10 protein-coding genes are annotated in these 12,597 nt (G+C 40.1%); 5 read left to right on the forward strand and 5 right to left on the reverse strand.

The genetic code is table 11. From position 1 onward, the window contains the following. Window positions 1-65 precede the first annotated feature (65 nt). Entirely contained in the window at window positions 66-692 is a 627-nt protein-coding gene (gene msrA / locus AB4J89_RS16850) for a peptide-methionine (S)-S-oxide reductase MsrA (protein WP_193775136.1), read from the reverse strand. A gap of 138 nt (window positions 693-830) precedes the next feature. On the opposite strand from msrA, the gene AB4J89_RS16855 reads away from it, so the two are divergent. The 3 genes from AB4J89_RS16855 to AB4J89_RS16865 are packed head-to-tail and all read left to right on the forward strand — an operon-like array spanning window position 831 to window position 6,750. After that, a complete protein-coding gene (locus AB4J89_RS16855) occupies window positions 831-2,573 on the forward strand; it encodes an autotransporter assembly complex family protein (protein ID WP_368470012.1) in 1,743 nt (580 codons plus the stop codon). Next, window positions 2,573-6,397 (forward strand): translocation/assembly module TamB domain-containing protein, encoded by a 3,825-nt coding sequence (locus tag AB4J89_RS16860; RefSeq protein WP_368470130.1) that lies wholly within the window; start codon window positions 2,573-2,575, stop codon window positions 6,395-6,397. Before AB4J89_RS16855 ends, AB4J89_RS16860 begins: the two co-directional genes overlap by 1 nt. Before the next feature lie 5 nt (window positions 6,398-6,402). After that, window positions 6,403-6,750 (forward strand): gamma-glutamylcyclotransferase, encoded by a 348-nt coding sequence (locus AB4J89_RS16865; RefSeq protein ID WP_023583593.1) that lies wholly within the window; start codon window positions 6,403-6,405, stop codon window positions 6,748-6,750. 227 nt (window positions 6,751-6,977) lie between these two features. On the opposite strand, the gene ppa is transcribed toward AB4J89_RS16865, so the two are convergent. Together ppa and fbp are read right to left on the reverse strand one after the other, a co-directional pair. Next, a complete protein-coding gene (gene ppa / locus AB4J89_RS16870; protein WP_088493990.1) occupies window positions 6,978-7,505 on the reverse strand; it encodes an inorganic diphosphatase in 528 nt (175 codons plus the stop codon). A gap of 199 nt (window positions 7,506-7,704) precedes the next feature. Further along, a complete protein-coding gene (fbp, locus tag AB4J89_RS16875; RefSeq protein WP_023583589.1) occupies window positions 7,705-8,712 on the reverse strand; it encodes a class 1 fructose-bisphosphatase in 1,008 nt (335 codons plus the stop codon). Between the two features lie 164 nt (window positions 8,713-8,876). Here fbp and mpl point away from each other — a divergent pair, with 164 nt between their 5' ends. Continuing rightward, entirely contained in the window at window positions 8,877-10,256 is a 1,380-nt protein-coding gene (mpl, locus tag AB4J89_RS16880; protein WP_311755577.1) for a UDP-N-acetylmuramate:L-alanyl-gamma-D-glutamyl-meso-diaminopimelate ligase, read from the forward strand. A gap of 58 nt (window positions 10,257-10,314) precedes the next feature. Here the strand turns inward: mpl and argR are convergent, their stop codons facing one another. Then, window positions 10,315-10,785 carry a transcriptional regulator ArgR gene (argR, locus tag AB4J89_RS16885; protein WP_006535714.1) on the reverse strand — a complete coding sequence of 157 codons (471 nt, stop codon included), beginning with the start codon at window positions 10,783-10,785 and terminating at the stop codon, window positions 10,315-10,317. Window positions 10,786-11,232: 447 nt separating this feature from the next. Between argR and mdh the strand changes: the two genes are divergently transcribed. Continuing rightward, complete coding sequence (mdh, locus tag AB4J89_RS16890) at window positions 11,233-12,171, forward strand: malate dehydrogenase (RefSeq protein WP_088493988.1); 939 nt, start codon at window positions 11,233-11,235, stop codon at window positions 12,169-12,171. 102 nt (window positions 12,172-12,273) lie between these two features. Here mdh and AB4J89_RS16895 read toward each other — a convergent pair whose 3' ends face one another. After that, complete coding sequence (locus AB4J89_RS16895) at window positions 12,274-12,540, reverse strand: helix-turn-helix transcriptional regulator (protein ID WP_075672811.1); 267 nt, start codon at window positions 12,538-12,540, stop codon at window positions 12,274-12,276. Between the last annotated feature and the right edge of the window lie 57 nt (window positions 12,541-12,597).

Below are 12,597 nucleotides of genomic sequence, written 5' to 3' on the forward strand. Positions count from 1 at the left end.
AATTTATTCACAAAGATAGATAAGAGGGCGTAATTATATCATCGCCCTGCTATTTTCTGCTAGTTTTACTTTTCAGGGGGATAGCAGATGCCTATTCCACCTAATCCACAATAACCTTGTGGGTTTTTATGTAAATATTGCTGGTGGTAATCTTCAGCAAAATAGAAAGGGCCCACAGGCTGAATTTCAGTGGTGATTGCATCAGTAGTGCCTTGAGTATTCATTGCTTGTTGATAACGTTTTTTTGACTCAATAGCTTGAGCATATTGCTCTTCATTAACAGTGTAAATGGCAGAACGATATTGGCTGCCAATATCATTACCTTGGCGCATACCTTGTGATGGATTGTGATTTTCCCAAAAAAGAGCCAAAAGTTGTGAATAGCTAATTACTGAGGGATCAAAAACAACTCTCACCACTTCACTATGACCTGTTAAACCTTGGCAAACTTGTTGGTAAGTTGGATTTTCTGTTACACCACCGCTATAACCCGCACTTGTTGAGTAAACGCCCTGTTGTTGCCAAAATAGACGTTCAACACCCCAAAAACAGCCCATTGCAAAATAAGCAATGTTCATATTGGCTGGAATATCGTTAATAGAATGCCCATTTACAGCATGATTAGCAGATATTTCTAATGGTGTCGAAGTACCCCTTAAGGCATTCTCTGGTTGGTAAGCTTTATGTTGCAAGGTAGACTCCAATTTTTATATTTGTAAACGCTTTACTATGGTAAAGGCTTAATATTGTTATAAACTAAATCTACAATAAAGCTTAAAACAGTTTGTCGTCAATTTATCACATGGATTAAATAATATTGAGGAGAAAACGTGCCGAGATACTCCGTTATCTACGTTCTCTGTCTGTCTTTTATCGCGCCTGTTGCCTATGGGGCAAATTTGCGTTTAAAAGTAGAAGGTTTAGAAGGGCAGCTCGAAAAAAATGCGCGAGTCCAGCTATCAAACATTACAACAGAAGAAGTTGCACCTGACGGGCGTTTTCGTGCGCGTGTTGAAAAGGCAATTCAAGAAGGACTTCGCCCTTTAGGTTATTATCAACCCAAAGTGACATTTTCTTATGAAGAAAATACACCGCCTGCGCGATCTGTATTAACCGCTAAAGTTGAACCAGGTATCCCTATCTTATTGAAAGGCGTTGATGTGGTTCTCGAAGGTGGTGCTAAAACAGATAACCAATATGCGAAAGTCATTAAAGAGAATACACCTCCTCTTGATAGTGTTTTAAACCATGCAGATTACGAGAAACTCAAAGGTTCGTTAACTGGGCTTGCCATTCGCCGTGGCTATTTTGATGCGGAAATGCAAAAAAGTCAGTTAGGCGTCTCTTTAGATAATCATGCCTCATATTGGGATTTTGTTTTCGATAGTGGAGAACGCTATCGTTTTGGAAAAGTGAATTATACGGGCTCCCAAATCCGTGAAGACTATCTACAAAATATTGTCCCTTTTAAAGAGGGAGAATATTACGCCTCAGAAGATCTGGCTGAATTTAATCGCCGTTTAGCGGCAACAGGCTGGTTTAACTCTGCGGTTGTGACACCTGATATTGCTAAAGCACGCGCTGATAACTCTCACCTGTTACCGATGAGTGCAGTTGTAACACCTCGCTCTCGTAACTATGTTGAGCTTGGTGGTGGTTATGCTACCGATGTAGGTCCTCGCCTTAATATGCAGTGGGATAAGCCTTGGATGAACTCACGAGGTCATAGTTTAACCTCTAATATCAGTGTTTCTCAGCCTGAACAGTCTATTGGTGCCAATTATAAAATTCCACTTAAGGTCAATCCATTAGAGCAATACTATGGTGTTCAGGGTGGTTTTAAACGCACCGATTTAAATGACACCCGCTCTGATACTACAACGCTAAACGTGTCTCGTAACTGGGATATGTCGACAGGCTGGCAATACAGTGTGAATACACGTTGGAGCCTCAGCCACTTTACCCAAGGTGAAGTTACAAATACCACTATGCTGCTTTATCCGGGCGTTACCGCAAGTCGTGTACGTCAACGAGGCGGTATGATGCCTTCTTGGGGGGATAGCCAACGTTATACATTAGACTACTCCAATAAAATGTGGGGCTCTGATGTCGAATTTGCTGCATTCCAAGCGCAACACGTTTGGATACGTACTCCATGGGATGGACATCGCTTTGTGGTAAGAGGCAACTTTGGTTGGATTGAAACCAACGCGTTTGAGCAAGTACCGCCTGAATTACGTTTCTTTGCTGGTGGTGATAGAAGTGTTCGTGGTTTTAAATATCAAAGTATCTCACCTGAAGATGGAAAAGGTAATTTAACGGGGGCATCAAGAATGCTCGTGGGATCGTTAGAATATCAATATAACATTACGGGTAACTGGTGGAGTGCTGTCTTTATTGATAGCGGTGAAGCAGTTAATGATTTTACTCGTAGTGATTTTAAAACAGGTGCGGGTGCAGGCGTTCGTTGGGCATCACCAGTTGGTCCAATTAAATTTGATTTAGCTTTACCTGTGAGTGACGTTGATAAACGTAGACTCCAGTTCTACATCGGGTTAGGGGCAGAGTTATGATGAAAAAGTGGTTGAAATGGATTGCACTAACACTCCTTATCATTATTTTGCTTACATTCGGTGCTGTTGCTTGGATTTTGGGAACACAATCGGGTTTGCATTTTGCTATTAATAGTGCGGCTCGCTGGGTTCCTGGTTTAGTTATTAAAGATGTTAATGGTGGTTGGCAAGATCTGCGTTTAACAGGTGTTGAATATCAAATGCCTGGGGTTGATGTGAACGTGGGTGAGTTATCTCTAGGATTACGCTTAGCGTGTCTAACTGATAAACAAGTTTGTGTTGATACATTAGGTACACGAGATGTTGTTGTTAATGTTGATACTAGCGCCTTTCCTCCTTCTGAAGAAACACCTCCATCAGAGCCTCTAACAGAGCTTAATGCGCCATTACCTATCTATTTAAATTCACTCTCATTAGAAAATACGTATGTGAAGATTGACGATATGGCAATCTCGCTAGGCGAATTTAAAACTGGTGCGCAGTGGGAAGGCCGTCAAGTTACATTAAATCCAACACTCATTAATGATTTGCTGGTGGCATTACCAAAGACACCAGAAGAAGGGAGTGTTGAAGCAACGGCTGAAGATGTAAAAGAAATCGCAACTACAAAACCTCAAACTGAGCCTACAACACAAGAAGAAAAAGAACAGGCTTTAGCTGAGACAATTAAAGCGATTTTCGCGAAGCCATTATTAGCCGAATTACCTGAAGTTATTATTCCTGTTGATATCAATATCGAAGGAATTGAAGGTAAGCAATTACAGATTAGTGGTGATACGCCTATTACGATTAACCAATTATCGTTTGAAGCCAAGACGCAAGGTAAGCAGGTTAATCTCACTAAATTAAATATTGATGCCCCAGAAGGTGAAGTAAGTTTAAATGGGGGAATTACCCTAGATAAACAGTGGCCTGTTAATTTAGATGTGAATGCGACTATTCGTGATATTGCTGGGCTTGAAGATTTTAAAGATCAAAAAGCGACACTTTCTTTACAAGGCGCATTACTTGAAGAGCTTAAATTAGTACTCTCTTTAACAGGAACAGTGACAGCAACTTTAGATGCTCAAGCTGAACTGGCAAAACCACACCTTCCATTAAAACTGACGCTTGAAAGTCAGAAAGTTCGCTGGCCATTAACGGGGGACGTGCAGTATCAACTTAACGGTACTCGATTACGCTTAAATGGTCAGACAGATAACTATGATCTCTCATTACGCTCTGATATTGAAGGTCAAGAGATCCCTCCAGCCAAATTAATGCTGGATGCAAAAGGGAATGAAGAGAAAATAGAGCTGACGCGTTTACGTTTAGCCGCTTTGCAAGGTCATGCTGATATCACAGGTGTCGCTGATTGGAGTAAAGCAATTAGCTGGAATGCATTGCTCACGATTTCAGGAATTAATACGGCAAAACAGTACCCTGATATGCCAGCAAAATTAGATGGGCGCATTGCAACAACAGGTAGTCTATATGGCGGAAGTTGGCAATTACGTGTTCCTGAAATCACCTTAGATGGCAATATCAAAAATAATCTTATCAAGGCGAGAGGTAATGCTTACGGTAATGATTCAGGGCAATGGAATATTCCTCAGTTAAAACTGATCCTAGGTAAAAATAACCTCGATATTGAAGGGCATTTAGGTGATAAATGGGCATTAGATGCCAATATTAATGCTCCGGGATTAAATGGTTTAGTACCTGGATTAGCGGGTGTTATTAAAGGTAAAGTTAATATTCGTGGCGATATTAATACACCTAAGATTATTGCTGATATCAACGCTCATGGTATTAAATGGCAAGATCAAGTCAGTGTTGAATCCATCACTATTAAAGGTGATGTTCAAGCGGATAAAGAAATTGGTGGCAAACTTGCGATTACTGCTCGTCAGTTAAAACAAGCCGATTTAGTTATTCGCAATTTAACGTTGGATGCTGCTGGTACAGAAAAACAGCATAAACTGACGCTAAAAATGGATGGTGAGCCTGTTTCTGGTGGACTGACATTAGCTGGCTCATTCGATAAAGAGAAACAGCAATGGAAAGGAACGCTAAATAATACGGCATTTGATACCCCTGTGGGCGAATGGCGTTTAAATAAAGCTATGGCGTTGAATTTGTTGGCAGAGAAACAAGAAGTCACCATTGGCTCTCATTGTTGGGTAAACCCAAATGCACAAGTTTGTGTTCCTAAAGCGATAACTGTGGGTGAAAGCGGATCTGCGGCAATTACATTGACGCGTTTTGATCTCGCTATGATCAAACCTTTCTTACCGCCAGAGACTTCCGTTCAAGGTGTATTTACTGGCGATGCCACCGCAACATGGAACTCAAAAGGTGGATTACCTAAAGCATCGGTAAATCTAAAAGGGCAAGGTGTTGCAGTAAAACAGAATATTGAAGGCACTATTTTACCGATTGATTTTGATGCTATTACCTTAAATGCGGGCGTTAACAACGGCAAAGCGACATTACAATGGCTGATTAGTATTGCAGGAAATGGTGATATTAAAGGTAATGTGCATGTTGCTGATCTTGAGAAGAAACGCCAGCTATCAGGTACGGTGGATATTGATAATCTGACATTAGATTTAATCAAACCATTCTTAGGTAAAGGTGAAATAGCTGAAGGTCGTGTTGGTGCGCAATTACGTTTAGGCGGAAATGCTCAATCGCCACTGCTATTTGGTCAATTTGGTATTAATCAATTAAAAGTGGTTGGGCATTGGATCCCGTTTGATATTACGAAAGGGAATGTTGATGTTCAATTCGATGGTGCGACGTCTGATTTAAGCGGTCGAATCGAAACCCCAGAAGGTTACTTAAATCTTACTGGTAACGCTGATTGGCGTAAATTAGACGCATGGCACGCAGTAATAGCCGCAAATGGCAATAAGCTACGTGTTTCATTGCCTCCGATGGTACGTATTGATGTTAATCCTGATTTAGTGTTTGAGGCTCGCCCTCATTTACTGAAACTAGATGGACGTATTGATATTCCTTGGGCACGCATCGTTGTTCAAGACTTACCAGAGTCAGCGGTATCCGCTTCTTCTGATGAAGTGATGCTGGATAAAAACTTACAGCCAATTGCACCAAAAGAGACATCGATTCCAATTCAAAGTAATTTAGCTATTAATATTGGCGATGATGTGACACTGGACGCATTTGGGCTTAAAGCTAGATTGACGGGAGCGCTTAAAGTCAATCAGAATAAACAAGGACTGGGTTTAAACGGTCAGATAGATATTCCAAAAGGCGAATTCAAAGCTTATGGGCAAGACCTGCAAGTTCGTAAGGGACAAATCTTGTTCTCAGGGCCAGTTGATCAACCTTACTTAAATATTGAAGCTATTCGTAATCCTGAAAATACGGCAAATAATGTGATTGCTGGTGTTAGGGTGACAGGGCTTGCAGATAAACCGAAAGTTGAAATTTTCTCTGAACCCGCTTTTACACAGCAAGAAGCGTTATCCTACTTGCTAAGAGGTGAAGGGTTAGATAAAAGTGGTGATGCGGATTCATCACAAATGACGGCAATGCTGATAGGATTAGGCGTTGGTCAAAGTGGTCAGCTTGTAGGGCGCATTGGTGAAACCTTTGGTGTTTCTGATTTAGCGCTTGATACACAGGGTGTGGGGGATAACTCACAAGTTGTGGTCAGCGGTAAGATCACAAACGATCTACAAGTGAAGTATGGAGTGGGTATATTTGATTCGCTAGCGACGTTAACCTTACGTTATCGCTTGATGCCCAGGTTGTATTTACAAGCAGTGTCTGGTATGAATCAGGCAATAGATCTGCTTTATCAATTTGAGTTTTAAATTATATGCGAATTATTGTTTATGGTAGTTTACGGCAAAACCAAGGTAACCATCACTGGATGACCTATGCGCAACTTTTAGGTGAGCATAAATTAGTGGGATATAAACTCTATGATTTAGGGTTTTATCCTGCGGTTATTGAAGGTGAAGGGGAAATAGAATGCGAAGTCTATCGGATAACGCCTTCTATCTTGACAGAGCTTGATGAATTGAAAAAGAACGATCAGGATTACAAGCGCCAACTGATTTCAACGCCTTATGGCAGTGCTTGGATCTACCTTTATCAAAAGCCTGTTGATGGTTTACGTGAAATCAAATGCGGTGACTGGCTAAAACGTCACGAAGAAGAGTAATCAGTAGCATCCTACTTTTGCTCCATGTTATATAAAAACGGCTCGATAGAAATATTGGGCCGTTTTTATTGCTATTAGAATAACCTTGATAAGTGGCATCTTGCTTGTCATGTGTTTGAGGAGAAGAGCCGTACCATCATAAAAAAAGCCCTTCAATAAAATGAAGAGCTTATTTATCAGTAAATTATTAAATAACAACTTACCTAGCTATTCTGAGAGCGTCAGAATTATTTTTTAGCGCGTTCGAAAGAAGACAGAATTTCAGCTTTAGCTGATTCTACGCCTTCCCAACCGTCAACTTTAACCCATTTGCCAGCTTCTAAATCTTTGTAGTGTTCAAAGAAATGTTTGATCTGTGCTTTTAACAGTTCTGGTAGATCGTTCACATCTTTGATGTGATCGTATTCTTTGCTCAGTTTAGTGTGTGGAACTGCAACCAGTTTCGCATCTTCACCTGATTCGTCGGTCATTTTCAGTACGCCAACAGGACGGCAACGAATAACAGAACCTGGTTGTAATGGGTATGGAGTTGGAACCAGAACGTCTACTGGGTCACCATCTAAAGATAACGTGTTGTTGATGTAACCGTAGTTGCATGGGTAGAACATTGCTGTTGACATAAAACGGTCAACGAACAGTGCGCCACTTTCTTTATCAACTTCGTATTTGATAGGATCAGCGTTTGCTGGGATTTCAATAACAACATAGATATCTTCTGGTAGTTCTTTACCAGCAGGAACATGATTCAGGCTCATAAAAAATTTCCTATAAAAAAATTAATTTTACGTGGCCTGTAGTATAGCGAAAAGTTTTTAACAATACCCGTTTTTTGCCGAACATGTTGCGTTCTGACGTAAAAATAAGCAGCAAATAAAAGAAAGTACTATTTTCAAAGATGAAAAAACCGGACGAATAAGAAGTCCGGTTTATCTATGTTAGTGCTAAACGAATGGATTATTCTTCGTCTGGATATTGCGCCATAAAGCTTTCAGCTTGTTCAACCATCGATTTAGTCCCTACGAAGAAAGGCATACGTTGGTGAAGTTCTTTTGGTTCGATATCGAGAATACGCTCTTTACCGTTACTTGCTTTACCGCCAGCTTGTTCGGCTAAGAACGCCATTGGATTGCATTCATAGAGTAAACGTAATTTACCAGTAGGGTGACTTGCAGTACTTGGATAAATATAAATCCCCCCTTTCAGTAAGTTACGGTGGAAATCAGCAACTAAAGAACCAATATAACGTGTGGTATAAGGGCGATTTGTTGCTGCGTCTTGTTCTTGGCAATACTTAATGTATTTTTTTACACCTAATGGGAATTTGATGTAGTTACCTTCGTTGATTGAGTACATATTTCCTGTTGGTGGGAAATGTACGCTTTCATGAGATAAACAGAATACGCCTAAAGATGGATCGTAAGTAAAGGCATGAACACCACAACCTGTTGTGTAAACTAACATAGTTGATGAACCATAAACGACATAGCCTGCTGCGACTTGACGATGACCTGGTTGTAAGAAGTCATCTAAAGTGACAGATTGACCAATTGGCGTAATACGGTGGTAAATAGAGAAAATTGTTCCGACGGAAACGTTTACATCAATATTCGACGAACCGTCTAAAGGGTCCATTAGTACAACATACTTAGCATTTTCAGCACGATCACCTTCAAAGATAACAATATCATCTTCTTCTTCTGATCCGATACCCGCAACTTCACCACGCGCTTTTAATGCAGCTTTTAGTTTCTCATTCGCGTAAAGATCCAGTTTCATCTGGGCTTCACCTTGAACATTAGAAACACCGTTAGTACCCAGAATATCGACTAACCCTGCTTTATTAATATCACGGTGGATAATTTTAGCCCCAAGCTTAATTGCTGAAAGTAATGCAGTAAGTTCACCAGTTGCATGGGGAAAATCTTGTTGTTTCTCGACGATAAATTCGCCTAATGTTTTCATGACGCAGGTCCTGAATGTGAGTGGGTAAAGTAAAAAAGGAGGAAAATCTCCTTGGTGGTGGCAAGTTTAGCCAAAGAATCGAATGATTCAAAGGTTAATCCGTTCCTTATCTGCTTTTTGATCGTTAGAATAGTGACCAACTTCATGCTATTGGACAGAAATTCATGCACATTCATATTCTTGGTATTTGTGGCACCTTTATGGGAAGTCTTGCCATTCTCGCTAGAGCAAAGGGACATAAAGTCACAGGCTCGGACGCTAATGTCTATCCACCCATGAGTACTTTATTAGAAAATCAGGGAATTGAACTGATTGAGGGATATGACCCAAAACAATTAGAACCTGCCCCTGACATGGTGATTATTGGTAATGCGATGACACGAGGAAATCCTTGTGTTGAAGCAGTGCTTGAAAAAGGTTTGCCTTATACCTCAGGCCCTCAGTGGCTACATGATTATATTTTACCTGAACGTTGGGTGTTAGCCGTTGCTGGAACTCATGGTAAAACAACAACAGCGGGTATGCTGGCTTGGGTTTTAGAAGACTGTGGTTATAAACCGGGATTTTTAATTGGCGGTGTACCGGGTAACTTCCAAGTATCCGCACAGTTAGGCGAAAGCCCTTTCTTTGTAATTGAAGCAGATGAATATGATAGTGCTTTCTTTGATAAGCGCTCTAAATTTGTTCATTACTCTCCACGCACACTGATTTTAAATAATCTTGAATTTGATCACGCCGATATTTTTGATGATTTAGCGGCAATTCAAAAACAATTCCATCATTTAGTTCGTATCGTCCCAGGCACCGGAAAAATCATCATGCCTGATAACGATATGAATTTAAAACAGACCATTGGAATGGGATGTTGGAGTGAACAAGAATTCACAGGTGAAACTGGAGATTGGCAAGCCAAAAAACTCAGTAATGACAGTAGCCATTTTGAGGTATTCCACAAAGGTGAGCGAGTCGGAGAGGTGTGTTGGGGACTTTCTGGTGAACACAACATGCAAAATGGCTTAATGGCGATTGTTGCAGCGCACCACGTTGGTGTTTTACCTGCGGATGCTTGTGAAGCATTAGATAAGTTTATTAATGCTCGTCGTCGCTTAGAGTTACGTGGTGAGGTTAATCAAGTCAGTGTTTATGATGACTTTGCACATCATCCCACAGCGATTTTAGCAACGCTTGAAGCGTTACGCAGTAAAGTCGGTGGAACGGCTCGTATTATTGCTGTGCTAGAGCCTCGTTCAAATACCATGAAAATGGGAATTAGTAAGGATGATATCGCGCCTGCATTGGGTCGTGCTGATGAAGTCTTTTTATTCCAGCCACCTAGTATTCAATGGTTAGTGAGTGATATTGCAGAGCATTGTGTACAACCTGCTCGCTGGAGTACAGATCTGGATACATTAGTCGATATGATTGCGAAAGAAGCTCAAGCGGGCGATCATATTTTGATTATGAGTAATGGCGGTTTTGGTGGTATTCATGAAAAACTGCTCGCAAAATTAGCGCAACCTAAAGATCCTGATAGCCAATATTAAAAATAAATAAGCCACTGAAAACTCAGTGGCTTATTTTTTGAAGCTGTAGAAAGGCTAATTATAATTCTTGATCAAAAAGATTCAGAATAGCATCTCGTAATTCTTCTGTAGAAAATCCCGGAGCCGGTGTTGAAAAAATAGTGTCATCACCCGCAATACTACCAAGGATACCTTCTGCTTTGCCTAATGAGTCTAATAAACGTGCAATAAGTTGTGCCGCACCCGGACTTGTTCTTATCACCACAACAGAATGGTTATGATCGATATCGAGTACCAGATTTTTTAATGGGCTGCTTGCTGTTGGTACGCCAAGCTCAGTAGGAAGGCAATAGACCATTTCCATTTTGGCGTTACGGGTTCTTACCGCACCAAATTTTGTTAGCATACGAGAGATTTTGGACTGATTAATATTATCAAATCCAGCCTCTTGTAATGCAGTCACAATCTCGCCTTGTGAACTGAATTTTTCTTCTTTCAGCAGGGCTTTAAACGCTTTAACCAAGTCTTCTTGCTTAGAAGGAACGCGCATAGTTCACCTTTAGTGAGTTATCAATAACCCGTGTATTATGCAGAGAAGTGAATTTTTATGCAACATAAGACGAAGAAAGGCGAGTGATAGCCTCCTCAAAATTGTAAAGTAGAATGTACTGCAAAAAAAATTTATTTACAGCGTGCAAATGTGATAATTTAAAGAAAGTAAAATATTTGTTAAATAAATGATAAGCTTAAATGATTATCATAAGGATGATGGTGTACTTAACACTTTGCCATATTTATTGAAATTATTTATCAAAAGGGTGTCCACTATCTCATTAACAGATAAGCAATTTGTTTAGAATAACCAAAGTATTATTTTTCACTGAAAATGCCTTATTATGCAATATTGCTGTTAAATAATTGTTTTTTAAAAGGTGAATTGCGTAATAGTGAGTATCTCGAAGGCGTTCCACTATCTCGTAAACTAAGGAGTATCAGAATGAAAGTAGCAGTTCTCGGTGCAGCAGGTGGTATTGGTCAGGCACTGGCACTTCTTCTTAAAAATCAGCTTCCAGCTGGTAGTGAACTCTCTTTATATGATATCGCTCCCGTCACACCGGGTGTCGCAGCTGACTTAAGCCATATCCCGACTCAAGTTACTGTAAAAGGTTTTGCGGGTGAAGATCCTTCTCCTGCGCTAAAAGGCGCTGATGTTGTTCTGATTTCTGCGGGCGTTGCTCGTAAACCAGGCATGGATCGTTCAGATCTTTTCAATGTTAACGCAGGTATCGTGCGTAACTTAATTGAAAAGGTTGCACAAAATTGCCCGAAAGCACTTATCGGTATCATTACTAACCCAGTGAATACAACTGTTGCTATTGCAGCAGAAGTGCTTAAGAAAGCAGGCGTTTACGATAAAAAACGTCTTTTCGGTATCACCACTCTCGATATTATTCGCGCGAATACCTTTGTTGCAGAACTAAAAGGTAAAGATCCACAAAAAACCAATGTTCCTGTGATCGGTGGACATTCTGGTGTGACTATTCTTCCTTTATTATCTCAAGTCGATGGCGTTTCATTTACTGATGACGAAGTTGCTGCACTGACTAAACGTATTCAAAACGCAGGTACTGAGGTTGTTGAAGCAAAAGCAGGTGGTGGATCAGCGACATTATCTATGGGTCAAGCAGCCGCTCGTTTTGGTCTTTCATTAATTCGCGCTCTAAATGGCGAGAAAAATGTTATTGAATGCACTTATACTGAAGGCGACGGAGAATATGCCCGTTTCTTTGCACAACCTATTCTTTTAGGTAAAAACGGTGTAGAGGAATATTTATCTATCGGTAAATTAAGTGATTTTGAAAAGCAATCTCTTAATGGCATGTTAGATGTATTGAAAAAAGATATAATTCTTGGTGAAGAATTTATTAATAAATAAAGAAATACTTTTTTTGCTATAAAAATAATGCAAATTTAAATAAAAACCGCTGATACTATATCAGCGGTTTTTTTTATTAATTATAATGTCTGTAATTATTAGTTAATTATTAGTTTTGGTACGAATCTTTCGTTCAAGTAATTCTCCTGTTTCAGGATGAAAATAACGACTAGGCCAAATTTCACTAGGAGCTACACCAAGATAATCAGCAATGATTTTCTCTCCTTTAGGCCAAGGGCGAGACAGCGCATTAGCGAGTGTTGAAGAGCTTAACCCTGCTTGGCGAGAGATGGCAGCAAGTGTTGTTCCTCGTTTTCTAAGTGCGGCAATAATATCGGCAGGATGCCAATCAGATTTCCTTGAAATCATTTTTAATCCTTTTTCTATAAAATTGATTGCTGTGTTAGTGGTATAAATAACAGTTTA

Origin of the sequence: Proteus sp. STS61-E (assembly GCF_040932335.1) — a bacterium.
Taxonomy (GTDB): domain Bacteria; phylum Pseudomonadota; class Gammaproteobacteria; order Enterobacterales; family Enterobacteriaceae; genus Proteus; species Proteus mirabilis_B.

Coding starts and splice junctions, on each gene's coding strand:
- AB4J89_RS16860 (WP_368470130.1), top strand. CDS start 2,573: ATGAAAAAGTGGTTGAAATGGATTGCACTAACACTCCTTATCATTATT.
- AB4J89_RS16865 (WP_023583593.1), top strand. CDS start 6,403: ATGCGAATTATTGTTTATGGTAGTTTACGGCAAAACCAAGGTAACCAT.
- ppa (WP_088493990.1), bottom strand. CDS start 7,505: ATGAGCCTGAATCATGTTCCTGCTGGTAAAGAACTACCAGAAGATATC.
- fbp (WP_023583589.1), bottom strand. CDS start 8,712: ATGAAAACATTAGGCGAATTTATCGTCGAGAAACAACAAGATTTTCCC.
- mpl (WP_311755577.1), top strand. CDS start 8,877: ATGCACATTCATATTCTTGGTATTTGTGGCACCTTTATGGGAAGTCTT.
- argR (WP_006535714.1), bottom strand. CDS start 10,785: ATGCGCGTTCCTTCTAAGCAAGAAGACTTGGTTAAAGCGTTTAAAGCC.
- mdh (WP_088493988.1), top strand. CDS start 11,233: ATGAAAGTAGCAGTTCTCGGTGCAGCAGGTGGTATTGGTCAGGCACTG.
- AB4J89_RS16895 (WP_075672811.1), bottom strand. CDS start 12,540: ATGATTTCAAGGAAATCTGATTGGCATCCTGCCGATATTATTGCCGCA.